This window comes from Nocardia sp. MDA0666 (genome assembly GCF_003023875.1).
In the GTDB taxonomy this organism is placed as follows: Bacteria; Actinomycetota; Actinomycetes; order Mycobacteriales; family Mycobacteriaceae; genus Nocardia; species Nocardia aobensis.
The window spans coordinates 869,112-893,342 of record NZ_PYHT01000001.1 but is presented as its reverse complement, the minus strand read 5'-3'; the positions used below and the strand labels follow the sequence as shown (position 1 = coordinate 893,342).

24 protein-coding genes and 1 pseudogene are annotated in these 24,231 nt (G+C 64.7%); 9 read left to right on the top strand and 16 right to left on the bottom strand.

What is annotated here, in order from left to right:
* Positions 1-192 precede the first annotated feature (192 nt).
* The 3 genes from C8258_RS04230 to C8258_RS04220 form a co-directional block, all read right to left on the bottom strand.
* The gene (locus tag C8258_RS04230) at positions 193-1,272 is read right to left on the bottom strand and encodes an MCE family protein (protein WP_106953913.1); all 1,080 of its coding nucleotides are present in this window, start codon (positions 1,270-1,272) and stop codon (positions 193-195) included.
* 363 nt (positions 1,273-1,635) lie between these two features.
* On the bottom strand, positions 1,636-3,048 hold the full coding sequence (locus tag C8258_RS04225; protein ID WP_106953912.1) for an amidohydrolase family protein: 1,413 nt from the start codon (positions 3,046-3,048) through the stop codon (positions 1,636-1,638).
* 187 nt (positions 3,049-3,235) lie between these two features.
* Complete coding sequence (locus tag C8258_RS04220) at positions 3,236-3,880, bottom strand: TetR/AcrR family transcriptional regulator (RefSeq protein WP_233224853.1); 645 nt, start codon at positions 3,878-3,880, stop codon at positions 3,236-3,238.
* A gap of 236 nt (positions 3,881-4,116) precedes the next feature.
* Here C8258_RS04220 and C8258_RS04215 point away from each other — a divergent pair, with 236 nt between their 5' ends.
* Positions 4,117-5,034: a fumarylacetoacetate hydrolase family protein gene (locus C8258_RS04215; protein WP_106953910.1), complete on the top strand. Its 918-nt coding sequence runs from the start codon at positions 4,117-4,119 to the stop codon at positions 5,032-5,034.
* A gap of 293 nt (positions 5,035-5,327) precedes the next feature.
* Here C8258_RS04215 and C8258_RS04210 read toward each other — a convergent pair whose 3' ends face one another.
* A complete protein-coding gene (locus tag C8258_RS04210; protein ID WP_106953909.1) occupies positions 5,328-6,467 on the bottom strand; it encodes a DUF3500 domain-containing protein in 1,140 nt (379 codons plus the stop codon).
* The gene (locus C8258_RS04205) at positions 6,454-7,761 is read right to left on the bottom strand and encodes a zinc-binding dehydrogenase (RefSeq protein ID WP_106953908.1); all 1,308 of its coding nucleotides are present in this window, start codon (positions 7,759-7,761) and stop codon (positions 6,454-6,456) included. The genes C8258_RS04210 and C8258_RS04205 overlap by 14 nt, the downstream gene beginning before the upstream one ends.
* Positions 7,762-7,787: 26 nt before the next feature.
* Here C8258_RS04205 and C8258_RS04200 point away from each other — a divergent pair, with 26 nt between their 5' ends.
* The 3 genes from C8258_RS04200 to C8258_RS04190 all read left to right on the top strand — a co-directional run bounded on the left by C8258_RS04200 (position 7,788) and on the right by C8258_RS04190 (position 10,558).
* A complete protein-coding gene (locus C8258_RS04200) occupies positions 7,788-8,573 on the top strand; it encodes an SDR family oxidoreductase (RefSeq protein WP_106953907.1) in 786 nt (261 codons plus the stop codon).
* 65 nt (positions 8,574-8,638) lie between these two features.
* Positions 8,639-9,544 (top strand): dihydrodipicolinate synthase family protein, encoded by a 906-nt coding sequence (locus C8258_RS04195; RefSeq protein WP_199195559.1) that lies wholly within the window; start codon positions 8,639-8,641, stop codon positions 9,542-9,544.
* A 21-nt stretch (positions 9,545-9,565) separates the two neighbouring features.
* Positions 9,566-10,558, top strand: coding sequence for a LysR family transcriptional regulator (locus tag C8258_RS04190; protein WP_146161154.1), 993 nt, complete (start codon positions 9,566-9,568; stop codon positions 10,556-10,558).
* Between the two features lie 161 nt (positions 10,559-10,719).
* Here C8258_RS04190 and C8258_RS04185 read toward each other — a convergent pair.
* From C8258_RS04185 to C8258_RS04165, 7 genes and pseudogenes are all read right to left on the bottom strand, one after another.
* A pseudogene (locus tag C8258_RS04185) lies at positions 10,720-11,750 on the bottom strand (NAD(P)/FAD-dependent oxidoreductase).
* A complete protein-coding gene (locus C8258_RS04180) occupies positions 11,750-11,944 on the bottom strand; it encodes a ferredoxin (protein ID WP_106953904.1) in 195 nt (64 codons plus the stop codon). The pseudogene C8258_RS04185 and the gene C8258_RS04180 overlap by 1 nt, the downstream one beginning before the upstream one ends.
* 15 nt (positions 11,945-11,959) lie before the next feature.
* A complete protein-coding gene (locus C8258_RS04175) occupies positions 11,960-13,144 on the bottom strand; it encodes a cytochrome P450 (RefSeq protein WP_106953903.1) in 1,185 nt (394 codons plus the stop codon).
* Positions 13,128-13,391 (bottom strand): hypothetical protein, encoded by a 264-nt coding sequence (locus C8258_RS32170; protein WP_146161153.1) that lies wholly within the window; start codon positions 13,389-13,391, stop codon positions 13,128-13,130. Before C8258_RS32170 ends, C8258_RS04175 begins: the two co-directional genes overlap by 17 nt.
* Positions 13,388-13,744 carry a DoxX family protein gene (locus tag C8258_RS04170; protein WP_106953902.1) on the bottom strand — a complete coding sequence of 119 codons (357 nt, stop codon included), beginning with the start codon at positions 13,742-13,744 and terminating at the stop codon, positions 13,388-13,390. The genes C8258_RS32170 and C8258_RS04170 overlap by 4 nt, the downstream gene beginning before the upstream one ends.
* Positions 13,741-13,890: a hypothetical protein gene (locus C8258_RS32505; protein ID WP_158271216.1), complete on the bottom strand. Its 150-nt coding sequence runs from the start codon at positions 13,888-13,890 to the stop codon at positions 13,741-13,743. The genes C8258_RS04170 and C8258_RS32505 overlap by 4 nt, the downstream gene beginning before the upstream one ends.
* Entirely contained in the window at positions 13,887-15,638 is a 1,752-nt protein-coding gene (locus C8258_RS04165; RefSeq protein WP_106953901.1) for a bifunctional 3-(3-hydroxy-phenyl)propionate/3-hydroxycinnamic acid hydroxylase, read from the bottom strand. Before C8258_RS04165 ends, C8258_RS32505 begins: the two co-directional genes overlap by 4 nt.
* A 321-nt stretch (positions 15,639-15,959) precedes the next feature.
* Between C8258_RS04165 and C8258_RS04160 the strand changes: the two genes are divergently transcribed.
* The gene (locus C8258_RS04160) at positions 15,960-16,628 is read left to right on the top strand and encodes a TetR/AcrR family transcriptional regulator (RefSeq protein ID WP_158271215.1); all 669 of its coding nucleotides are present in this window, start codon (positions 15,960-15,962) and stop codon (positions 16,626-16,628) included.
* A 437-nt stretch (positions 16,629-17,065) separates the two neighbouring features.
* Here C8258_RS04160 and C8258_RS04155 read toward each other — a convergent pair whose 3' ends face one another.
* Positions 17,066-17,431 (bottom strand): hypothetical protein, encoded by a 366-nt coding sequence (locus C8258_RS04155; RefSeq protein WP_146161152.1) that lies wholly within the window; start codon positions 17,429-17,431, stop codon positions 17,066-17,068.
* 892 nt (positions 17,432-18,323) lie between these two features.
* Between C8258_RS04155 and C8258_RS04150 the strand changes: the two genes are divergently transcribed.
* Positions 18,324-19,331 (top strand): LLM class flavin-dependent oxidoreductase, encoded by a 1,008-nt coding sequence (locus C8258_RS04150; protein ID WP_106953898.1) that lies wholly within the window; start codon positions 18,324-18,326, stop codon positions 19,329-19,331.
* Between the two features lie 214 nt (positions 19,332-19,545).
* On the opposite strand, the gene C8258_RS04145 is transcribed toward C8258_RS04150, so the two are convergent.
* On the bottom strand, positions 19,546-19,764 hold the full coding sequence (locus C8258_RS04145; protein ID WP_106953897.1) for a dodecin: 219 nt from the start codon (positions 19,762-19,764) through the stop codon (positions 19,546-19,548).
* 106 nt (positions 19,765-19,870) lie between these two features.
* Here C8258_RS04145 and C8258_RS32165 point away from each other — a divergent pair, with 106 nt between their 5' ends.
* Positions 19,871-20,056 (top strand): hypothetical protein, encoded by a 186-nt coding sequence (locus C8258_RS32165; protein WP_146161151.1) that lies wholly within the window; start codon positions 19,871-19,873, stop codon positions 20,054-20,056.
* On the opposite strand, the gene C8258_RS04140 is transcribed toward C8258_RS32165, so the two are convergent.
* Positions 20,047-20,682, bottom strand: a complete 636-nt coding sequence (locus tag C8258_RS04140; RefSeq protein WP_106953896.1) for a TetR/AcrR family transcriptional regulator — start codon at positions 20,680-20,682, stop codon at positions 20,047-20,049. The two genes, C8258_RS32165 and C8258_RS04140, sit on opposite strands and share 10 nt — an antisense overlap.
* 70 nt (positions 20,683-20,752) lie before the next feature.
* Between C8258_RS04140 and C8258_RS04135 the strand changes: the two genes are divergently transcribed.
* Positions 20,753-21,958, top strand: coding sequence for a cytochrome P450 (locus tag C8258_RS04135; RefSeq protein WP_106953895.1), 1,206 nt, complete (start codon positions 20,753-20,755; stop codon positions 21,956-21,958).
* Between the two features lie 453 nt (positions 21,959-22,411).
* On the opposite strand, the gene C8258_RS04130 is transcribed toward C8258_RS04135, so the two are convergent.
* Positions 22,412-22,843: a hypothetical protein gene (locus C8258_RS04130; RefSeq protein WP_146161150.1), complete on the bottom strand. Its 432-nt coding sequence runs from the start codon at positions 22,841-22,843 to the stop codon at positions 22,412-22,414.
* Positions 22,844-23,182: 339 nt separating this feature from the next.
* Here C8258_RS04130 and C8258_RS04125 point away from each other — a divergent pair, with 339 nt between their 5' ends.
* Complete coding sequence (locus C8258_RS04125; RefSeq protein WP_158271214.1) at positions 23,183-24,226, top strand: YdcF family protein; 1,044 nt, start codon at positions 23,183-23,185, stop codon at positions 24,224-24,226.
* Positions 24,227-24,231 lie beyond the last annotated feature (5 nt).

The following is a 24,231-nucleotide window of genomic DNA, read 5'->3' as shown; positions in this document are numbered from 1 at the left end:
ATAGGTCGTCATGTGACTCGGCTATGCCTGTCCGCGCCCGAGGGCTCGCACGCGACCCACGGTCCGGCTACGGCGGCGGAGAACGAATATGTCGTCCGGATTGCGCAGATGATTGTGATTCGGAGCTGCTGAATTCTGCGTGCCGAGAGCTCGCCGGAGCGTCATTCTGGTGGCTCGCTGTCAATCCTTTTCCTATTTTGTAAGACCCAACAGGGCTGCGGTCAATCCGAGATCCGGGCCGAAATCTTCGATCCTTCCGGTGCGGCACCCGTCGGCACGCATCTGGATTCGTTCGCAGAACAAGCTGACGACTTCTCCGGACAGCGCGGTTCCTAGAACGACATGAGAGCGGAAATACCCGCCTTGTGCATCCATTGACCGAGCGATGTTCTGCATCAGTAGCGGTGCCGTATCGACGACCTCGGTAACGCCGGCGGCGTTGGCTCGCAGTTGATCCGTGACTGCCTTCAACTCGGTCAGGCTCGAGGCCAGTTGGTCTTGGTACTGGCTCAATGTTCCGGAGGTGTTGGACAGGAAAGCGTTCATCTGATCGAGGGTTGCCTGCAGGCCGGGTGCCTGCTCGGCGAGCAATTGTGTCATCTGCGTCATCTTGTCGCTGAAGTCGCGTACTTGCTGATCGTTGTCGGCAAGCATGGAAGTCAGTTCGTTGAGCTTGATGATGATCTGCGAGATCGCGTCCTTGTTCGTCACTCCGACCTTCAAGGCGCCCGACAAGGCCTCGAGTGTGTCGCGAATTTTGGCCCCCTGGCCGTCGACCATGTCATGGAGTACCGTGCCCGACAACGGGCCGATATTCGTACCGTCGGCGGGTTTCAGTGCAGCGGCGAACTGATCGATGGTCTTGATCATGGTGTCCAATTCGACCGGCGTTCGAGTGGACTCCACAGTGAGATGCGCATCGTTCGGTAATGTCGGTCCACCTGTGTATCGGGGTGTCAGCTCGATGTGCCGGTTGGTAACTATGGACGGCGAAATCAGTGCGGCGGTAACGTTTTTCGGAATCTGCACGTCGCTGTCGACGGTGAGGTGGACCTCTACGTATTGGCTATGGGGGACGACTTTTTCCACCCTGCCGACTTCCAGGCCGAGCACGGTGATCGGGTTGCCCTCGAATACACCTGCGACACTGCGGAAATCGGCGGTGATGTGTGTCTTGTGGGCCATCGGGTTCGGGGCCGAGGCGCAGGCGGCGGTCAATAATGCCGTGATGCCGACACAGGTGCTCAGGGCGGTGCGGAGCGCAGAGGTCATTCGCTGGTCTCCCGACAGGTGTGAATCGAGGGCGGCGACCGGGGCCCGGGTGCTTGCCCCGCTGAGTGGCGGGCGAGCGGGCGTGTGTCGCACCGGAGGCGGCGTATTTTCGGTTACACCGTAGCTGATAAATACGTCTCCGGCAATCTATTTCGGTGACGGCGTTTCCGTTTTGAGGCTCAGTTGACGTCCTCGTCCGCGGCGCGCGGTCGAGGCTGAGCGAGTCGGTACGGGTGAGGGGTGTGGCGTCGGCGCGGACCGGCGCTCCATGTCCGCTGCGCGTGCGCGGCCGCGTGACGAGATTCGCGTCGGGCTTCCGTCCTGTGTACCGGGAAAGCCGGAACCTGCTGCTACGCCACACAATTAGTGGGATGTGGGCGTATCCTCGCCGGATCGTGCCTGTCGGAGCATGGCGCGGTGAACGACGCGGCGGACGACTTCTCGCCGGGCGCGGGTCATTACTCCGGTGGACACGCTTTCGTCGATGAACCGCTCGGCGGAACGTTCCAACTCCTGTGCAATTCGTCGTAAATCGGGGTGAACAAGCGCATGATTGCGCTTGCGCCAATCGCCGCCGACCATGACGGCCTCGACGTTTCCTGGGTGGGAGTGAAGAGTGGCCGCGAGGGGATTGTGGGCCGGCAAGAGATTGAATGCTCGGGCGTCGATGACAACGATATCGGCTTGCATACCTGGCTTGATCGACCCGATTCGGTGGTCCAATCCCAGAGCCCTGGCTCCCTCGGTGGTGATCCAACTGAGCGCATGCTTTGTGCTGGTCCCGACCTCGGGTGCGCTCAGCCCGCTGGTGGAACGGGAGTAATCGTGGGCGCGCGCTCGTACGCGTGCCAACGAGATGCGGGCGGCGGCCAAGACATCGCCGGCCACGGCGATCTCGGTGTCGGTTCCCAGTGACACCTGCGCACCGATGGCCAACAAGTCTTCGACGATCGATGTGCAGTGGCCCTGTGCGAGTTCGTTTTCAGGCGTAGAGGTGAAGGTCGCGCCGGCCTCCACCATCGTTCGCAACATCTGGCCGGAAATGCCGGTGCCATGCACAATATTGGTTCGAGGGCCCCACAGTCCTGCGTCTGAGACCTTTGTCCAGGCGGCGCTGGGGCGGCCGACGCTTTGGTGCATGGAGACGAGCAGACCTCGTTCTGCGCCGGCGCGGAGGTCGGTCAACGCGGTCTCGCTCGACGACAGCTGAGGTCCTTTGATCGCCATTCCCAGTGTCAGTAGTTCGTTCTCGGCAATCGGACCGGACAGAAGTCGGTCTACTTCGTGGATGTTGTGAGGTTTTTTCGGGCCGCCGTGCGCGGTCCCGTGTAGGAAGACGGCGCGAATACCTGCCTCGGTAAGGGCTTCGATGGCGGCGTCGGCGTGGTCCGGCGTGCGGCAATTGTGACACCAGTCGCCGACCGTCGTCACGCCGGAGTCGAGTTGGTTCAACGCACCGGCAAGAGTGCCGATATGCAGGTCGGAGGCGCTATATCGGCGTGCAATTTCGCCGTGAGTGCGTGCCAGGTACTCGTGCAATGTCCAATCGGCGCCCGTGCCCCGCAGGGCCGTCTGCCAGGTGTGCAGGTGTGCGTTGACAAATCCTGGGACTACGATCCGATCGGGCAGGTCGATGATCTCGGCATCTGTTTCGTCGACGCGCTCTGCCACGGCTGCGATCCGGTCGTCCTCGACGAGTATGTCGAGCTTTTCGTGGTCCGGTCGTCCCGGGTCCATCGTGATGACCCGAGCCCCTTTCAGGATCTTCCGCCGCATTTCGCCTCCACTGTGTGTCCACCGTCGTCCGTCCGTCCGTGCGTCCGCTTCTGTGGCGGGGCAGCCGGTGGGCGAGATGACGGCGAGACCTATTTCGGTAACACTGTGACCGAAAACATGGAGGGATGTCAAGGGCGCGGAACAGGTACGCGTTACCGGTGCCTGAGTTCGGGGTCGGCCCGGATGGTCACCGTCTTTCTTTCGTGTTCCCCACGGCGGAATGGTGACGAGCGGTCAGCCCGGCGATGAGCAGGTCCAGGCCGAAGCTGAATTCTTTCTCCAGGGTCATCGTCGGCAGACAGTCCGCGGTGGCAATCGTCGCGGGGAAGTCCTCCGGATCGAGCTGGTGAAAGAGTTTGTCCAGCTGGGCGGTATCCTGATTGGCTGTTGTGTCGTGACCCTGTAACTGCGCGGCGAAGCCAACCACGAACCGGGCCAACGTAGCGTAGGTGCGTGCGGCGTCCTCCGGGCTGAATCCGTTTGCCAGCAGCATTGCCAGGAGTTGTTCGCGGTGGGCCATCACGCTCGGGCCGACCGGTACCTGTTCGATGAGCAATGGCGCGATTCCGCGATGGTTGTTGAGGGTGTCGAACAACCTTTGTGCCGCCGAGCGGCAGGCCTCCTGCCAGTCCGTGCGAGTCGAGGCGTTGTCGAAGACGACCTCACTGAAGACCTGGTCCACAATGAGTGAGACCAATTCCGATCGATTGGCCACGGCCCGATACAGAACGGCAGTTCCTGTGTCGAGGCGCTGCGCGAGAGTGCGCATCGACAATGCACCGGCGCCTTCGGAATCGACGAGAGCCAATGCGGCCGCGACGATTCGTTCCAAGGGGACCCTGGGGCGGCCACGTCCCCGCTTGGGCTTGGCGTCCCGGTCGGTCGGGGCTGCGTCCGTCGTCTCTGGGATCGGCTGGGACCTACTGGACATTGGTTCACTGTAGCGGTGACGACGGCGCCGGAATCCTGGTGCGCCTCTGTCCGCTCATCGCGTTCGGGGGCGCTCGTGATCTAGCCGCGCATTCGTTCGCGGCGTCATTGCTGCGCGGTTGACACCGGCAGCAGCCGATGAAATTGGCCAATCTGCGAGGTCGCGCCACCATCGTCACGGAGACCGGGGTGGTTGACGTCCATACGGCGTCGAGGGGGCAGCTGCCGCATGACCCCGACCGAGCCGTGCTGATGCTGAGTGACGTCTCCGATTGGTACCGGCGATCTCATCCGCGCCTGGATCGCAGGCTGACCGCTGGTAGCTTGCTTGCGGATCCCACCCCGCTGGGGCCGCCGGTGGTTAATCCTTCGCAGATCTTCGCCATCGGGCTGAACTACTCCGCTCATGCCGCCGAAACCGGTCGGACGCTGCCGGCTGAGCCGTTGGTATTCACCAAGTATGCGTCCGCCTTGGCTGGGCCCGGTGACGCCATCGTATTGCCGACGGACACGTGCGATTGGGAAGTGGAATTGGTCGTCGTCATGGGCCGCGCGGGCCGCGCGATACCTGTCGACGGCGCGTTGAAATTCGTGGCCGGATACTGTGTCGGCCAGGATGTTTCGGAGCGACACGGCCAGATGGCCGGTGAGCGGCCGCAATTCGGACTCGCGAAGAGTCACCGAGGATTCGCGCCGATTGGACCGTGGTTGACCACCCTCGATGAACTGCACGATCCGACCGATCTGGCAATTTCCGCCGCGATCGACGGAGATGAGATGCAATGTGGACGTACCTCCGACATGATCTTCGATGTCGCGTTCCTCGTCAGCTATCTGTCTCGTGTCTGCGAACTGCGCCCTGGTGACCTCATCTTCACCGGCACACCGGCCGGGGTCGGCCAATCTCAAAACCCGCCACGCTATCTGGCTGCGGGCAATGTGTTGTCTTCGCAGATTGAAGCTCTGGGCACGCTTCGAAATCCCTGTATATCGGCTCCTGAGGTGTCCGCTGCGAACGATGCCGACACCGATGTTGTCGCCTGGCAACCCTCGTAACGGTCCTTCATACTCTTCGGCCGTGGGGCGCCACTTGAAAAGGGATCTGCGGTGGAAGGAGATCACCCTCGCCGAGTACCGCGAACATCTGCTCGCGACCCGACTTCTGCACCCTGATTGCGTCGAGGCAGTGCTGCGTGCTCATTGCGAGATGGCTGCCGGCGGGCCGGTATGCCTGACGAGTGCCGTGTCGGCGGTGACCCGGAGACCGCCTTATGCCAAGGATTGGGTCCGCGAGAATGCCTGGCGGTTTCGATGACCACCCCGGTTGCCGGCGGGTCGACGACCATTCGTCAGTGAGCGGAGTGGTGCCGGTGTTCGGCAAGGCTGTCGAGGCCGAAATCGCCGACCGGGTCGCGCCATACCGAGTGGGCGTGGTTGGCGTGGCGCTGGGTGTTGTCGTATTCGATCAGCAGGCGCGGTCCCTGAATCCGGTAGTAGTGGGGTTTCCCGGAGTCGATGCTGCCCGCCCAGCCGAAATGCACCTCGTCGAGTGCGCTGTCGCGGGAGTAGTGCGCGGTGTGCCGGTCCGCGATCGGCTTCGGCGCTCGTCCGGTGTACAGGCCGATCAATCGGCGCAGCTCATCGCGTTGGTGTGGGTCGAGCCGGCTCGCGCCGACGCCTTTCGGTGGGGCGGTGATCGCCATCGCCCTATGGTCGCCGTCTGTGTATCCACTGGCGGCTTCTGCGCGTCGGTCGACTTCGTCGACCAAGGCGATGAGTTCGGGATCGGTGAATCGGCCTCGCCAGAGGTCTTGCATGTGCATCATCGTGTCGCCGTGTGCGACGCGGGGCCTGTTCCCTGACACGATGTCGGAGATCGCGGAAGAGTGCAGCCGTGCATGCTCCCACTGCGCTGGATCGAGGCTCCGTGCCAGGCGACGGGCGAGCTCCTCGAGTCCCCTCAGTGGGCGCAAGGACGAGCCGAGCAGTGTCGTGGTGGCGGGATCGGCGCCGAGAAAATTGGGAGTCGTGGCGACCACACGGCCCCGGACGATGAGATTGTTGATCGAGATGTGATGCCCTCCCATCCGCCATCCCCAGACAGTGTCGCCGGGCTTCCCGAAGACTCTCAGCCAATACAGCTCCGGATCGCGGCCGCGCTCTCGTCCCCAATGAACACCCCAGCCCTCGACCTGATCGAGGATGTTCTCCAGGCCCATGACGGTGGCCACGGTGGCGTAACCCGATTCCGAGAGCCCGGTTGCGAGAAGTTGCATGGCCAGGCTCTGCTGGCGTGGACTCTGTTCACGGAGCGCCAAGCCGCCGTGGTCGGTGGGGGTGTAGAACCACCGCACCCGCTCGGCCTCCGCGTCCGGCGCGAGCGGGGACCCATATCGGGCATGGGCCAGTTGGGTGGGCGTCAGTGATTCGAGCCAGGCGTGGGTGGCCGCACTCATTGCGACGGCTACCTCGTCCTCATTCGACGACATCGAGCATCACCTTGATGGCGTTGTCGGAGCGGGTGGTGTAGGTCTCGAACGCGGCGGAGATCTCGTCCAGCGGAAAGTGGTGAGTGACAAGAGAATCGGTGTGCAAGCGTCCCTGCCCGGCCAGCGATACGGCTCGGCGTACCGATCCGGTGCCTTCGCCGCGCACCGACAGCAGCGAGATCCCGTTCATCACCGCGTGGTTGAGGTCGGCGGTGACCGGCTGTGGGAAGAACCCGATGAGAACAACGGTGCCCGAGCGTTTCGTCATCCGCAGTGCGTCGTCCACGGCGGTCGGCGCGCCCGAGCACTCCAGGACGATGTCGACGCCCAGTCCGCCGGTGCTGTCACGTACCGCCGCGATCGCGTCGTCGTCGCGGGAGTTGATCACCTGGTCGGCGCCGAAGTCGGTGCCGATATCCAGGCGGCTTCGACGGGTCCCGACCAAAGTCACCGGGTGCGCGCCCAGCTGGCGGGCGAGCTGCACAGCGAGCAACCCGATCGGTCCTGGGCCGATAACCGCGATACTGGCACCCGCGATGATCGTCCCGAGAGCGTCGAAGGCGTGGATAACCGTGCCGGCGGTTGTCAGAACGACCGCGGCGTCGAAGTCGACGGCGTCGGGCAGCTTCGTGAGCGTGGAAACGTGGTTGGCGACGTATTCGGCAAAGCCGCCGTTGACGGTCATGCCCTGGGTGCGGTGGCCCTTGCGGCGGTTCCCGTAGTTCAGGCAGTCGGTGTACGCGCCGGCCAGGCAATTGGCGCACCGCATACAGCCTCGATGGGCCTCGGTGACCACCCGATCGCCGACAGCGAACTCGTCGACACTCGACCCGACGGCGGCAACCGTTCCGGCGTATTCGTGTCCGGGGACGAAAGTGCCCGGCGCCGGGCCCCCGTCTGCGAAGAAGTGACGGCTACGAATCTTGACATCCGTACCGCAGAGTGAAGCTCGGTGTACGCGAACCAGCACCTCGTCCGGCGCTATTTCGGGCACAGGGAGGGTGCGAGTGGTAATCACACCGGGTTCCCCGAGTACGGCTGCCGTCATAGTTTCCGGCAAAGACATTCCGAACCCTTTCGCTGGAAAATCCACAATTGGCGTCTTGGACTGTAGATCGAGAATGTGCTCGGAGTCCAAATCTGGTGAACTGGAGAATTCCGCTTTCCGCGCTGTGATTACCCGGGTGAACTGCACGTATAAGCTCAGCTTATGGGGTGGTTCGGAAATTGTTATTGGTTCTCCGTCAATTGGCGGTGTTAATGTCACGCGAAAAACAAATGAGTTTCTGGTCATTCCGAGAACGAGAGCGGAGCATTTTCATGGACCTGGGGATTGCCGGGCGTAATGCGCTGGTGCTGGGCGGGGGTGGGGGTATAGGCGGCGCGGTCGCCGAGCGCCTCGCCTCGGAGGGCGCGGCGGTGGTGGTGGCCGATATCGCGGCGGAGGCCGCCACCGTGCGCGCCGACGCCATCACCGCCGACGGCGGACGTGCGGTGGCTCTGGAATGGGATATCTCCGACCTGTCGATAGTCGAGGAACGGGTCGCGTCCGTCGAAAGCGAGCTCGGTCCGATCGACATCCTGATCAACAACACCGGTGGACCGCTGCCGTCGCCGGTCGGCGGGCAGCCGGCTACCGCCTGGCGGCACAGCTTCGAGTCGATGGTGTTGTCGGTCATCACGATCACCGACCGGGTGGTGCCGGGTATGCGAGACCGTGGCTGGGGCCGGGTGATCACCAGCACGAGTTCCGGTGTCGTGGCACCCATTCCGAATCTCGGCTTGTCCAACACGCTGCGCGCAAGCTTGTTGGGATGGTCGAAGACGCTCGCGCGCGAGGTGGCCCCGGACGGAGTGACGTCCAATGTGCTCGTGCCGGGACGAATCGGTACCGGCCGCACCGACTATCTCGACCGCGCCAAGGCCGAGCGCGACGGCAAGAGTGTCGATCAGGTACGCGCGGAGAGCGTCGCCTCCATACCCGTCGGCCGTTACGGCGAACCGGCCGAATACGCCGCCGCGGTGGCATTTCTGGCGAGTGTGCACGCGGCATATATCACCGGCTCGGTCCTCCGTGTCGACGGCGGCCTGATCGCCGGCATCTGAGAGACCAACGAACAGAAACGAGAAGGAAATCCCACATGGCCGTTCTTACCCGGGAAACCTCCGGCGTGTTCGCCATCGCACCGACTCCATTCGACGACCGAGGCGACATCGACTATTCGTCTCTGGGCCGGCTGATCGATTTCTACGAGGGGACCGGCGTGACCGGGCTGACTTTGCTCGGTCAGCTCGGCGAAGCGCCTAAGCTCTCACACACCGAATCTGTTTCCGTAGTCTCCTACGTTCTCGAAAAGACCACTCTTCCGGTGGTGGTCGGAGTCTCGGCGCCGGGTTATGCGCCGATGCGCTCGCTCGCGCAGGAAGTCATGGCCGCCGGCGCCGTCGGTGTCATGGTCGCACCGCCCAACACCTTACGCACCGACGACCAGATCGTGAGTTATTACCAAGGCGCAGCCGCGGCCGTGGGTCCGGAGACTCCGCTGGTTCTGCAGGACTATCCACTGTCGTTCTCGGTGGTGATGACGCCTTCGGTCATCGCTCGGATTGCTCGCAATATCCCCAGCTGTGTAATGCTCAAACACGAGGACTGGCCGGGACTCGACAAGATCACCACACTGCGGCATCTGGAGGCCAACCAGGACATGCCTCGTTTGTCGATCCTGTGCGGCAATGGCGGGCTGTTCCTGGACTTCGAGACCGAGCGTGGCGCCGACGGTGCGATGACGGGCTATTGCTTCCCGGAACTGCTCGTCGATGTCGTTGCCCGGACCGCAGCCGGGCGTCGTGAGGACAGCCATGATCTGTTCGACGCGCACCTGCCGCTGCTGCGCTACGAGCAGCAGCCGGGAATCGGTTTGGCGGTGCGGAAGTACGTATTCAAACGTCGTGGGCTACTGGCCAGCGATGCGCAGCGAGCGCCCGGCGGCGTACTGTCGGAGCACACCCGCTCCGAGGTGGACTACCTGCTCGAACGGCTCGCTCGCCGTGACCCCCGGGTCGTGCTTGTGGCCTGAGCGTGCCGAACCGGTGCGCTCGTGCCGGTACCTGCGGCCACCCCCGGCTGGGAACGCGACCTACACCGCTACGACCGGTCACCGGTGGGAGAGGAGGTGCCGTCGGCGATGCAGTTGCGACAACTGGAGTATTTCGTCCTGATCTGGGACACAGGCTCTTTCAGTGCGGCGGCGACACGGTTGTATGTGTCGCAGCCGTCACTGTCGCAGCAGATTCGGGCTCTGGAGAAGGAGTTGGGTTCGCCCCTGCTCGAACGCGGACACCACGGCCTGTCACTGACCCCTGCGGGTCGGGCTCTGCTGCCGATCGCGCGTCGGATTCTCCACGCGGTGCAAGACGCGTCCGATGCTGTTCGGCACGTGGTCGACGGAAGCAACGGTGATGTACATGTGCTCACGGTCCGGTCGGTGGCTGCGGGAGTTTTGCCGCCCAGTGCCGCGCGTTGGCATGCGATGTATCCGGACACGGTGCTGCGTTTACATGACTTCTCCCACCGTCGCGATCTCGAAGCGGCCACACGCGCCGGTCGAGGCGATCTGTCGGTAGGGCCGCGCCCGGTCGGTTGGGACGGACCGGTGGTGTCGCTCGGTTATGAGGAGATGGTGCTCGTCGGCGCGGAGGAGCACGTGCCCGGCACCGTCGCCGACCCGGCGGAACTCGCCGCCGCGGACTGGGTTCTCTACGAGCCCGAACAGGGGATGAGCGAGGTGGCCGACTGGCTGGCGGCCACGATCGGCTTCGCTCCGCGCGTGGTCGCCCGTACCGGCCAAGTCGCGGCCGGGTTGTCTTTCGCCGTCGAAGGATTGGGCGTCACCTTGGCGCCGGCGAACGCGGTACCCGGCGGCTGGGCACGTCATACCCGCCGGGTCGGCTCGGGAGTTTTCCGCGAGATCGTCGTCTACAGTCGCCAGGCTCCACCGCAGTTGGCGGACCGCTATCGCGAGCTGCTGGCCGGTATAGAACTCCCGCTTCTGGCCGCATCATCACTTCCACCAGGGGCGTTGCGCTGCTGACGACGGCGGAGGGGACATGCGGGTGGGGTTATGAGCTGTGAGATCGCCTGCCCTGCAGCGTTGATACGGGCGATCGAGCTGCGCCCGGCGAGCTTGCTCGTCGATGTCGAGGACGTCGGTGAAGCGGAGATGAGGGCGCTTCGAGTAATTCACCGGGAGGCTCAGGGAACCAGCGACGCGGCCATCGTGCGGAGCTTGGTGACCGGCTTACGGATGCCGTAGGCGACGAGCGCGGCGCCTTCGCCGGCGCGGTTCCAGGTGAGGAGGGCGGACCCTGCGGTCGGGTCACCGTCGATGCGGCTCGGTGTGCCGATCAACGGCAGGGACCCGACGACTTTGATGCTCATTCCGAGGATCTCTGTCCAGAAGTAGTCATCGCTCGGTGCCGATGTCGGTGCGTGACCGAGCGCTGACGAGGCAGCGACCCGTCCCTGCGCGACGGCATTGGACCAGAACGCGGACCGACGGTTCGTGTTCCGCAGGTAGGACACGTCTCCCGCGGCGTAGACATCCGGAAAGGCTGTGGCACAGGCGTGATCGATGCCGATACCGATGTGATCGGCCAAGCCGGTGCCTTGTAGCCAGGCAGTGTTGGGCGTTTCTCCGACGCAACTGACCACAAGGTCCGCCGGCCAGTCGGTACCGTCGGGCAGGGCTATACCACGTACCGGATTTCCGGAAAGGGTCACGAAGCCTGGCGTTCGAATGAGCCGAACACCGTGTCGCTGAGCGCGTTCGTGCCGAGGAACCCCGCACCGATGATGATCGCCGAAGTGGCGGTCTCGAGCCGTGTCCGCAGGGCTCGTGCATCCTCGAGCGTCCGCAGAACGAGTTCACCGTCCTGGTCTGGCCGGGCGAGTCGTCTTGCTTGCGCGCCGGTCGCGATGATCAGCGCGTCGTAGCCCACAATGTGTCCGCCGGCGGTGGTGATTCGCTTCCGGTCGAGATTCGCGCCGACGGCTGCCGAACGTAGTTCCTCGACGTCGAGGTCGTCCAGGTGATAGCTGAGCGTGGTGTCGGCGGAGTCGTCTTCGAGGACGGTCTTCGACAGCGGTGGCCGGGAGTAGGCGCCGTGTGGATCGGCTCCGATGAGAGTGATCCGGCCACCGTGTCCCAGGGTCCGCAGTTCACGTGCGGCGGTCACTCCGGCGATCGAATCGCCGACGATGACGACTGCGGCGGGTTGGCTCATCACTGCTCTCGCAGAGCGGCGACCGGGCAGGAATTGATGGCGGCCCGTGCGATGGTGATCTGTCCATCGGGTACGTCTGTGCCGTCGAAGTGATAGATCAATTCACCCTCGTCGTCGAGACCGAATATGGCAGGTGCCTGTTCGGCGCATAGACCATGACCCTCGCAGCGGTGGTAATCAACGGTGATTTTCATCTGGGAACCTTTCTGTCAAGCGGGGATCAGTTGCAGGGGCAAGCGATTGAAGCGGTGGATGATGTTGTTCATGGCCCATTCGGTGGGGCCGGTGATCTCGATGCGGTCGACTCGGTCGACCAGGGCGCGCAGGATGGCCTGGGTTTCCAGGCGGGCCAGACCTTGCCCGGCGCAGCCGTGGGTCCCGTGGCCGAAACCGAGTTGACGTGAGGCGTCACGACGAATGTCGAAGGTGTCCGGGGCATCCCACTCGAGGGGGTCACGGTTGGCGGACCCGTACATCACCACTACTCGGGAGCCGGACGGGAGCCTGGTACCGGCGACCTCGGTATCGCGGGTGACCTTGCGGGAGAAGGCCCGAACGGGCGACTCGAGGCGGACAGCCTCGTTGACGGCGTTGGGGATCAGCCCGGGGTCGGCCTTCAGCAGGTTCCACTGATCCGGGTTGGTCGCGAACAGGTACAGCGCGGCGGAAATGGCACCGATCGTGGTGTCCAGCGACGGCGCCAGGTAGTCCACCATCAGCGCCGGGCATTCCGCGTGGGCGAACTTGCCTTCGTCGGCGGCCTGCAGCACGTCCTGTCCCGCGCCGCCGGGCTTTATATCGCGATCCCGGGAGATGCGCCGGGCGAAGTGCATCATTTCCAACCCGGACGGCGCCGCTCGCACCGACCGCAGATTCAGTGGGCCGAGGGCATTGAACGTGGCTCCGGCCCAGCGTAGGAGATGTTCGCGGCCGTGGTCGGGCCACCCGATGAGGTCGGGCACGACCGACATCGGCAGCGCGGTGGCCAGGTCGACGCCATCGATGCTCCCGCGTGCGACGGCTTCCGCGACAACCGCGGCGGCTTGTTCATCGATGGTTTCGCGCATCGACCGCAACGCTCGTGGGGTCAGCCGGTGGGACAGGAGAGCGCGACGCCGCGAATGTTCGTCGCCGTCGCTGTTGAGCGTGGTCCCACGGGAGAGGCGATTGGTGATCGGGTTCAGCCCCACTCCTTCGCCGGACACGAAGGCTTCGTCGTCGAGAAGCACCTTCTTGCACTCGGCATAGCGTGGCAGTGCGTATGCGCGCTGTTTGGCCAGCCACACCACGGGCCCGAGCTCTCGCAGACGGGTGTAGTGGGGGTAGGTATCGCGGATCGCCGCCTCGGAGTAGAGATCCGGCTGATAGGCCGGAACGTCAGCACGCTTGGGCATCGAAGCTCCTATCGTCGGTCTGGGCACCATCGTTCACAGATGGCGGCGGAGTACGAATATCGAAGTGGAGGAGAACATTTCGCAGATCCGCGACTCGTCTACCGGTCTGCTGGACGATGCCGTCCGGGCGGATCAGCACGGTTGTCCGCAGGTGGTTTTCGCTCGGTCTCATAGGTGCTGGGAGAGCAGGATCGCGGTCCGGTGGCGTCGGCCCCCCGAGGCCGACCGGCGCATCGTCGATGTTCATCGATCTACTGTCAGGACCAGTGCGACGTAGCCGACGGCAAGGAAGAACGTCACAATCGCGGGGGCCGCCGCCGAGAGCTTGTCATGCACTCTCAGGTGCGTCGCGATGGCACCGACCATCAGCAGAACCAGACCGATGCCCGCGGCCAATCCCGCCGGCCACCAGACGGTCCCGATCACCAGCCCGGCAGCACCGGCGACTTCGAGGGCCCCGATCATTCGGTAAGTTGTCACCGTCATACCGACGTGGGCGGCACGGTCCCGCATTTGCTTCGCAGCGGCGAGTTTCAGGATGCCGAATACTGTGAATTGCGCGGCCAGTAGCACTGTCAGCGTAATTGTCGGGATGCTCATGGCCGGCTCACTGCCCTCCAGTTCAGGGCGAACGAATTCAATGCCGTCTCGACAGCAGCGTGATCGGTATCGCGATCGGTTTCGATGGTCGCGACTACCTCGCCGTCCCACCGCGCGTCGCTGGTGCGGAGCACGGAAATGCTCATGAGCTGGCTACCTTCAGTAGACCGCGCCAGCGGTGGAGGTCGAGTGAGCGCAGCCCCCAGAGCCCGCGGGCGCGGAAACCGATGTCCGCGGTGGCGGGATCCAATTCCTGGATACCGGTTCGCCTGAAAGCCGCAGTGTGCGACTTCGACTGCAACTGGCTGGTTCGCGATTCATTCGATATCTGCCGCATCAACTCCCGAACAGTGCTGTCCAGCTCGGTCGATGAGGGGTTGGTGCAGACATAGTGGTCAGGACGGAGCACGACGAACGGCTGTCGCTTGAAGTACGGGCGGGCAACTTCGTCGAGGTCTTCGAGGATCTGCTGCGTCGCATCACAATGGACGGGGCGTCGCCCTGGTGAGGCCAGTGTTACGTAGGTTGCCTCGAGGACATCGTCTGCGATGCGGCGGCCGAGTGCCGACAGCGCTTCGCGTGGATCGGCTTCCCAACCGATGATGCGCCAGCCAGAACCTGCGATGTCGTCGAGCCGATGGTGTGTTCCGCTGAAGGTTCGCACGAGCGGCTGGGGGAACAAGCGGCCGACCGGAGAACGCGGTGAAGGCGATGCCAGAAGCAAACCACGTCGGTACCGGGCGGGCGGACGCCACCGGCCTTGACGAACGCGTTCTCGAAATGGCGGGATACGCACGAGCGCCGCGCCCACCGCATCGCGAATCGTCGCTGCCGAACGCGATTGCATGGTGACCAGACGGCCGGCCCGGACCGACATCTTGGTTATCGCGTCGGCGTGTGGCCGACGTTCTGCTTCATAGGTATCGAGGATTCGCAGTGGCGCACCGTCGTTCACGACTGCCGCGATCTTCCAGGTCAGGTTCGTTACATCGCGGATTCCCGAGTTCAGCCCCTGTCCGATCATCGGAGGCATCAGATGGGCAGCGTCCCCGCACAGCAGGACCCTCCCGACCCGCCAGTGCTCAGCGGTCTTGGCTTGGAAGGTGTAGATGAGATGACGCAGGATCTCCGCAGTGTCGGGGTCGGCGTCCTCAGCGATCACTCGTCGCGCGGCCTCGGGCGTGAGGATCTCGTCGTGATCCTCCCACGGCATCACCTTCCGTTCCCAGCGGTGCCCTCCGGCGGCGAGTCGACCTGTCAGGCGAGGTGCCGCCGGGTTCAGCGTCATCTGGAAATACGGAATATGAGCAATCGGCTCCGGCAGCTTCGCATCGACGATGAGCCAGGTATCGGTGTATTCGGATCCGACCAACTTGACGCCGACCGCGTCGCGGGTGGCACTCTTGGCGCCATCGCAGCCGATGACAAAGCGTGCACGCGCGTTCGCAGTGCCGCCGTCACCGTGGCGAAATGTCAGTTCGACCCCTTGGTCGTCCTGCGTCAAACCGGTGAGCTGGTGGCCTAGACGGATATCGACATCCGGGTACTCCGCAAGGGCTGTCCGCAGTTGCTTATCCAGCAACGGCTGATAGATCGCCGACATCCACGGATGTCCCTGAAGCTGCTCCGTGGGCAGCGTTGTCGCGACGACCTTGCCGCGAGCCGAGACCCACTGGGCGCCCGCCCCGAGGAGCATGTCGCTGGCGGCGCGTTCGTACACTCCCGCTTTTTGCAGCGTACGCAGGGCTTCACCGTCGAGCACGCCGACCCGGGGATTGGAGTAGACATCGCTCTCCCGCTCCAATGCGAGGACTTTCAACCCCGCACGTGCCAGAAGAAGTGCCGCCAACTCTCCGACCGGGCCTAGGCCGATCACAGCAACGTCGAATGTCATGACAAGCCTCCACGACCCGTGAAAGCGGTCCCCTCGATGAGCGCATCGCCGAATACATGGCCGATCAGCGACTCGTTCATCGTGAGCACGCTTCCGTCATGCGGTAGCGAGCGACTGTCAGGGATCATCGCTCCTCCAATTTCGACTCCGGGCGCGGTGTGTACGTCATAGCCCACATGTCGGTAACACTGTTGCCGTTATTATCTGCGCAGAAGCTTAGCCAGTTCGTTGATTCAGTGTCAATGACTTAGAATCAACTTGTTTTTCGCCAGGTGGGCGTGCACTATCGGGCTCGGTGAGTGTTCGGCGATGGAGGGCGCGATGACAAACACGACCGATGGGGGGCGGCTCACCTCGCGGGCTGCGCAGGCTGCCGAAACCCGGCGACGTCTCGTCGATGCGGCGGTCGAACAGTTCGCGGAACGCAGTTACGACGAGGTTGCCGTGGCGGACATCTGCCAGGCTGCCGATGCTGCCCACGGGTTGGTATTCCATTACTTCGGCACCAAGCGTGGCCTCTACCTGGAAGCGGTACGGGAGACGTCGAATCGTGTCTTGCAGACCCACATGCTGCGTCCCGGTATGTCGCCGGTCGAACAGCTTCGCAGTGCCTTTACCGCGCAATTCCGATATCTGGCCGCCCATCGAGGGCTCGCATTGCGTCTGGTGCTCGGCGGTCGGGGCGCAGATCCCGAGGCTTGGGAAATGCTCGAGGCGGGGCGCTGGCAAACGATCGAAGCCTGGATCTCACTGCTGGGTCTCGACCCGCAGAACGAGGCGCTGCGCATGATGCTCCGCTCGGTTGTCGGCGCGATCGACGAGGCTGCCGTGTATTGGTTGCAGAACGATGAGCCGTTCCCCGTGGAGGCAGTGGTCGAACGTCTGATCGAGCTGGCAGGCGCGGCGCTGCGGTCAGCCGCCGCTCTGGACCCCACTCTCGATGCGAAGGCCGCGATTCAGCCCTTGCTCGACGAGTTCTATGAATCCTGAAGTCCGGCAACAGAGTCCGGTATCTCAGATATCGGTCGAAGGGGATCGCTATCCGGTGTTCGCGCCGCCGGCTGCCGGAGAGGGCGATCGTCGGAGGAGTTCGCTCTGGATCGGCCGTGTTCATGAGCGCTGGCGTGTCCCCGACTGCGGGCGATGGTAGCCGGATCGGGTGGATGCTTCGTCGGGCTAGCGTGCAGGCGGAGATCAAAGATACGGTGCGTGCCAAGCGGGCGATCTCGGCGATGACCACTTCACTTTCGACAACTCCGCTGCCAAGGGCCGCAAGTTCGTCGCCGGCATGTCCCGGATCATGCTGCGCGCTACAACGCCGCGGAACCGAGGGTGTAACCACTGTCCGTGCCGGCTTGCGGTGTCTCGATCGGCCTGCGCTCGCAACGCCGGACAAGCCCAGATCTGTAGGCACGTATCCGAATTCGTCACTGCCCGGGGATGCGGCAACGATCGGTCGTGACGTCCAGCTGGCCGTTGATGATGTTCTGGTGGACGAACACCGTGCCGTTGCAGATGTAGGCGAGGTCGTTATCTCTGGGCTGGATGAGAGTCGCTTCCTCGACCTTCCCGCTGGTGGGCGTGCCCTCGCCGGCCTGGCAGTTCTGCCCCCTGATGGCCTTGGTTCCGTCGAGTTCCGTCACACCGACCCCTTGCTCCGCGATGTCGCAGGTGTAGACCGGCAGCGGACCGAGCGGCTCGGCTGAGGCCGTCGGCGCCCACACTGTCACCGTGGCCGCGGCGGCGAGGAAGGCGGTGGGCACAAGGGGCCGGGCACAACGAGCATCACGCATTTTCGACCTCCTGGGGTGTCGTACCGATCCGGTCGTGCCGCCACGAGGCCGGCTTCTCCCCGCGACAGCGCAAGAAACTTGCTGGACAAGCTGCTCGACAGGCCAGCCGCGCTCACGCGCGGCGCCGGGCAGACAACCCGACGCGACCACGGTAGGCGCACCGCCTGCATCGGCCGACACGTCCGCTCATCCCGGCGTGTCCGGCTTCCAAACCTGTGCACCTGCAGAGTCGGACATGGTGTGGCTCGAGGCCGAACGGGTCGCTTCGGCATTGGACCGACCAGACGACGGCGAGCCGCGGAATTCATCGCTCACTTGCCGCGAGTTCCGACGACAGACCCGTGGCGCCACGAACCCAGCCTCCATCACGCCGACCAACCACCCCGCCGCGCGGACAACCACGAAGTCACCCCTAACAGCAGCTATGCGATATCCGCGGCGGCGGCGCTCGCGGTGGCGAATGTGGCAGCACTCGAGCTCGGCTGGCGACTATTCGGGCCGTTTCTGCGCGCATTCACCGGTCTCGACGACGCCCCCATGACGGAGTTGCAGCGGCGAATCGATGACGAGGCCCTGCGGATAATCCAGGGGAATGAGGTTCGGCCGAACAACGTCTTCGGTGAGTCCGCATGCCGCTCGAGGAGAAGGGGATGAGTGCAGCCGTGCCAGGGGGAGCGGACTCACCTCGAATTACGCTGAGGCGTCTTCGATCGTGGTGGGATAGGACGGGTGAACGACAGAAGGGCCCCGATGACGTCCGACTCAGCCTCGCCGCCGGCATTGATGGTGGTGATGGCCCATCCGGACGATGAAACCACCAGTGCGGTAGGTGTTTTGAGTTTGTACGCACGACGCGGGTGCGCACCGTGTTGGTGACTATTCTGAGCGCTCGATGACGAAACAACCTGCCGCGCTGCGTTTTTCGATCCTGGATACGGCGCCGATCGTGCAGGGCTCGAATGCAAAGACCGCACTGCTCGAATGTATCGAGCTGGCACGGTTCGTCGACAGGCTCGGCTACCACCGGTTTTGGGTACCCGAGCATCACGGTATGCGCGGAGTGGCCAGTGCCGCACCGGCAGTCGTCATCGACCGCGTCGCGTCGGTGACCCGTCATCTGCGAGTGGGAGCCGGCGGTGTCATGACACCGAATCACTCACCCATCGTGATCGCAGAACAATTCGGCACGTTGGAGGTCTTTCACCCCGGCCGTATCGACCTCGGATTGGGACGGGCCCTTGGCGGGCCACGCGAAGTTGCCGACCGTATCCGCAGCCCACACGAGAGGGCGGCCGTCCCCTTCGCAGAACAGATCCGGGATCTGCTGGGCATGTTCGCTCCGACGACGGAGGGCCGCGTCGTGGCAGTGCCCGCACAAGGCAGCCGACCTGAGATCTGGATGCTCGGAAGCAGCGACTACACGGCGCGCGTCGCCGGTGTGCTCGGGCTTCCTTTCGTAGCCGCTCATCACCTCGAGCCGGGAAACGCCATCGCGGCCACTCGTGTCTACCGGCAGACCTTTCAGCCCTCGCCGTTGTGTCCCGGGCCGCGGGTCATGGTCAGCGTGTCGGCAATCGCTGCCGACAGCGATGAACGCGCCCAGTGGCTGTCCGGATCACTCAGAATGAAGACCGCGCGGCGAAAAGAGGGGCAGCCCATACGCTTACCCAGCCCGCAGACCGCGGATCACTACGGATATGCGGCCGGACGGGACATCGCGGATGAACTCGACGGGGTTTTCGTCGGGGCAGCCGCAACGGTGTTGTCGCAGTTGCACGACTTGGCAGAGGCGACCGACGCGGAGGAACTTCTGATCAAGACCGACCTCTACGACCCGAACGACCGACGCAAGTCGTTCGAATTGCTGGCCGCGGGGCTCGCCGGCACAGTAGGCAGGTAAGGGGTTACCGGGCGGCGAATAGGCCACACCGGAGCACGTCGCGCTAGTCGCCTTTGTTCGGGGTTGTCGGATGGGATTCCGGCGGTGAGGTTTTCCTGGTTCGATAGCAGGGTGCCGGCGAGCCCACGGATACGAACGCACGGCGAGTTCCGTGGGCACGGCTGCGGATCGGGCAGCGCGCATGGAGCACCCTTCCGTCACCTCGGCGGCAGCGCTACTGTCCGACGTCCTCGATGCGGAAACCGACCTTCATGGTGACCTGGTAGTAGGCGACGGTTCCTTCCTCGAGGTAGCCGCGGACCGACTGGACTTCGAACCAGTCGAGGTTGTGTGTTGTCTGCGCGGCGCGCGACAGACCGCTACGAATAGCGGCATCGATGCCATCGGGGGAGGTGCCGACGATTTCGATTACGCGATAGGTGTGATCGGCCATGTCGATGCCTTCCGGTTCAGCGGAGGTGGACGGTTCGACTATGCCACCGGGGCAACCGTTGACGGCGTAATCAAGGCCGGGACGGTGGCGTCGAGTTCGAGGATGCATGCGGCTGCGGCCGTCGGCATCGGCATCACGCCGGATCCGTTTTGTTCGCCCGGATGTGGTGTTCGACGCGGCCGGCAGGCCTACACCGGCTCGGCGACCGTCGCAAGGAATTCTCCATCTGCAGCGCCTCGAACAGATCGAATTCGAGATCGTGGCCGAGCTGAATGCGCTGGTTTATCGGTGATGCGGCGGGTTGGTCGTGGTGAAGAGCAGTTGTGCTGCGCGGGTGATGGTGTGGCGGATGTCGGTGATGTTGGCGGGGTTGGTGGTCAGGTCGAGCAGACAGGTGGTCAGGACGTGGCCGAGGACCAGGGCTCGGTCGTGTTCGTCGGTCCAGTCGGGGTCGGCCAGCGCGGCGCGGACGAGTTCGGTGAAAAGCGGCCGCCAGACCCTGATTCCGGGGCCGTTGCCGGAGTGCACGGAGTTCATTCCGGCTTGCAGCAGGTTGTGGTCTTCGGCGGCCCAACCGATGAATTGGGAGAACGCGGAGGCGATCCGGTCGGCGGGCTCAGCGCCGCGGTCGGCCGGTAGCCGGGTGAGGCGGTCGAGGGTGTCGAGAGCCCAGTCGGCCATGAGGTGCTGGATCAGGCCGTCCTTGGAGCCGAAGTAGCGGTAGACGGTGACCGGGGTGGTGCCGGCCTCTGCGGCGACCTCGCGGATCGTGACGCCCTTGTAGCCGTGCCGGGAGGCCATCGTGCGGGCGACCGCGGCGATCTCGGCGCGGCGCGCGCGTTCGGCGGGACCGAATTCGCGGACCATCCGCAACGAATCGCGGGACTCGCGCAGCAGGGCAGCAGTGTCGTCGACCACCGTTCGAGGGTACCGCAGAGCGAGAACACGTTGTATAACGTGTTATACAACGTGTGAAAGGTTGGTTGTGATGACTGTTCCCGATCTGTTCTGCGCCGAGGCACTACAGCACCCGTATCCGCTGCTCGAGCAGTTGCGTGGTATCGGGGACGTGCATTATCTGCCCGATCAACAGGTGTATGTGGTGCTCGGGTTCGATGCGATCCGCACTGTGCTGGCCGATCCGCAGACCTATTCGAGCAATCTGGTCGCGGTGCTGTCGGCGGTGTCGGGGTCGGCGACGGTGTCGGTGGTCGAGGCCGGTGGCGGGGTGGACGTGCTGGCGACCGCGGATCCGCCCGCACACACCGCGCAGCGGGCGCTGGTGATGTCGCGGTTCAGCCCGCGCGCGGTGGCCGAGACGACCGAGCTGATCGACGCCGCGGTCGCCCCGGCGGTAGCCGGGCTGGTCGCCTCCGGTGGTGGTGACTGGATGGCCACGGTCGCCCATCGGGTCCCGGTGCAGGTGATCGGCGAGCTGATCGGGCTCCCGCGCGCCGACCATCAGCGCCTCGCCGCCTGGTCGGACGCGGCGATCGATCTGGTCTCCGGCGTCGCAAGTCCCGAACGCGCCGGCCAGGCCGCACTCGCGGTGCTCGAATTCGCACAGTATCTGGGCGAACGCCTCGACCAGGCCCGCCCCGGCGTGGACGCGGGGGTATTGGGCAGCGTCGCCGCGGCGGTCGCGTCGGGAACCCTGACCCGTGATCAGGGTGCGATTCTGCTGGTGCAGCTGGTCACCGCGGGCGCGGAATCGACCGCGAGCCTGCTGGGCACCGCGGTACGGTTGCTGGCCGACGATCAGCAACTGCAAGCGGCGGTGCGCGCCGAACCCGATCGGATCGGTGCGCTGGTGGAGGAAGCGGTGCGCATCGAGAGCCCGTTCCGCGGCCATTTCCGCGTCACCACCGCCCCCACCCGGCTGGCCGGTGTACGTCTCGAACCAGGCGCACGACTGATGCTGATGTGGGGCGCCTCCAACCGCGACCCCCGCATCTTCGACCACCCCGACCGCGTCGACCTCGACCGCGGCCAGCCGAAACTGCACCACAGCTTCGGCCGCGGCATCCACTTCTGCCTCGGCGCCCACCTCGCCCGCAAAGAAACCACCCAGGCCGTGCGCGCACTGCTCACCGCCACCGCCACCGTCTCGCTAAGGCGCCCCGAACCCGCCTATGTTCCGAGCCTGATCGTGCGCCGCCTGGCGCACCTGAACCTGTCGCTCACCCCCGCATGAGCAGCGCAGCGACCCCACCGGCCACCCGCACGAACCCGCTTGACCGCCCCGGCCCGGTAATCACCGAGATGATCCGCAAGATCACCGCCGCCATGCACACCGCATAATCCGCCACGGCCCCCGCGCCAGCGGACACCGGGCCGCCAGTTCGCGAGACGTGAGGTCCGAGGCCGGCCGCCCCGAACCATGAACCTGCCGGTTACAGCATCCTGGTGTCTGTTCGGCGTTCATGGTCGGCGGGTGGCTGTCCTTCCGCCGGGCGTCACCGTCGAGCATGGTCGTCATCCCGGGCCACCGTTTCGGCGAATCCAGAACTCGGGGGCAGGGTTTGGGCCGTTGCACGGCTGAACCCTGAACAGTCGATATGGATGACGTCGACCTCGGGCCCGAGGTCATCGAGTTCGGCTTCCGATCCGTAGTCAGCCGGGATGTACACCCCATCTCCGGCAGCGATCAGCCGTGCATGACGACCTCGAGACGGGAAGTGTCGGGGAAGTGGGTGCTGAGCGTGGTCAGCTCGATCGCGATCCGTCCCGGGCCGGGGGCGAAGGATATCGAGTTGGTCTCGTTGTGGAACATGTGCCGGGAGACGCTACCCACCCCGCCGCTGTCCAGATTGCGCCAGTTGACGACCGCGACCAGCGACGACCCGCATCCGGCGCTGCCGGTGCCGGCGATGTCGTCGGTCTGGTAGCCGATGGAGACCTGGTTTCTGTCATCGAAGATGTTGGCCTTGGCGTTGATGGTCGTCGCGCACGGGCCGCCATCGAACTGTGCAGTCAGCGTCGGCATACCGGTGTGCGACTCGGCTGAGGCCGGCGCGGCCTGAAACAGAAGCGCGCTACCGACGGCAGCGAGGATGGAAAGAAAGGCAGGAGCGTGCATGGTGTCCTCTCGCAGTTCAGGCCTTACACGCTATCGACACACGGGTTCAGGTTCCATCGACCGTACCGTGAGGCGCTTCGGAACGTGGCTCAACCCAACCGCTTTCACGCTGAAATCGCGGACAGCGGCGGTTCGATCAGGTGAGGTTGTGACGCAGGAATTCGGTGCGGAGTCGCCCGATCAATTGGGGCCGCAGTCTGCCCGTGATCTGTTTCCGGCGCCCCGGAACGGGAATTCGTCGCTATGTCGCCCGGTCGCCGCGGATTTCTCGTCGCGCCGACGACTTCGAAGTGTCTTCGGCGCGTCGGCCCGGTAGGGGCCGGAAGGAGTCTCGGACGGATGCAGACGGCGACGTACCTGTCGATCGGCGGGCTCCTGGTGGCGGGCGGAGCGATCCTGGCATTCATCGCGGCGATCCGCGTGGCCCTGGAGCCTCGTCGGCTCTCGACGGGATTCGTTCTGCTGGCGGCGGTCACCCTGCTGGGCGTCGGCGGCGCGAGCGCGGTCGTCGGACTCGGCCCCGACGCGCCGTCGTCGTTCGGGGTGGTCGTGGTACTCACGGCTCCGTTCGCCGTGGCCGGTATCGCGTTGCTGGTCAACGGAATCGAGCTGATGTCACGGGAGGGGTTCGCGGCGACCACCGCGTTGCCAATCGTGCTCGGGACGGGCCTGATCGGCGCGGTGGCCGCGGTCGTCACGGTCGCGTCCGGTCCGGCGATGCCGAGCTGGGTCATCGGGTCCACGGTTCTGGTCGCCGCGGTCGCGGTCTATTTCGTGGCGCATCTGATCGCGTTCGGTGGCTACGCACTGATCTACGGCAGCCTGGCGGCTCGTCCCGAAGCCGATGCCGTCGTGATTCTCGGCTGCGGACTGAATCGCAGATCCGTCACGCCCCTGCTGGCCGCGCGACTGGACCGCGGTATCGACGCCTACCGCACAGCGCTGCGGTCCGGACGCCGGCCGGTCCTGGTCACCTGCGGTGGACAGGGTCCCGACGAGGCGACGACCGAAGCCGACGCGATGGCGCGCTACCTCACCGCCCGCGGCGTCTCCGGACACGCCATCGTCCGAGAACGGCACTCGCGCAACACCGCCGAGAATCTGCGTAACTGCCTGCGGGAATTGAACCGGCGCGGTATCGATCCGGATCAGCTCCGAATCACGGTGGTAACCAGCAACTTTCACGTTCTCCGGACGGCCGCGCTGACCCGCCGCCTCGGTATCGATGCGCAGGTCCTGGGATCTCGGACCGCCGCCTATTTCCTGCCGGCCGCCTTCCTGCGCGAATTCGTCGCGGTATTGGCGACCCATTACCGGCGCAGCCACATCACGGTCGCGGTCTCGCTTCTGGTCGTCCTGCTGGCCGTGATGGCTCTGCCCTGAACATC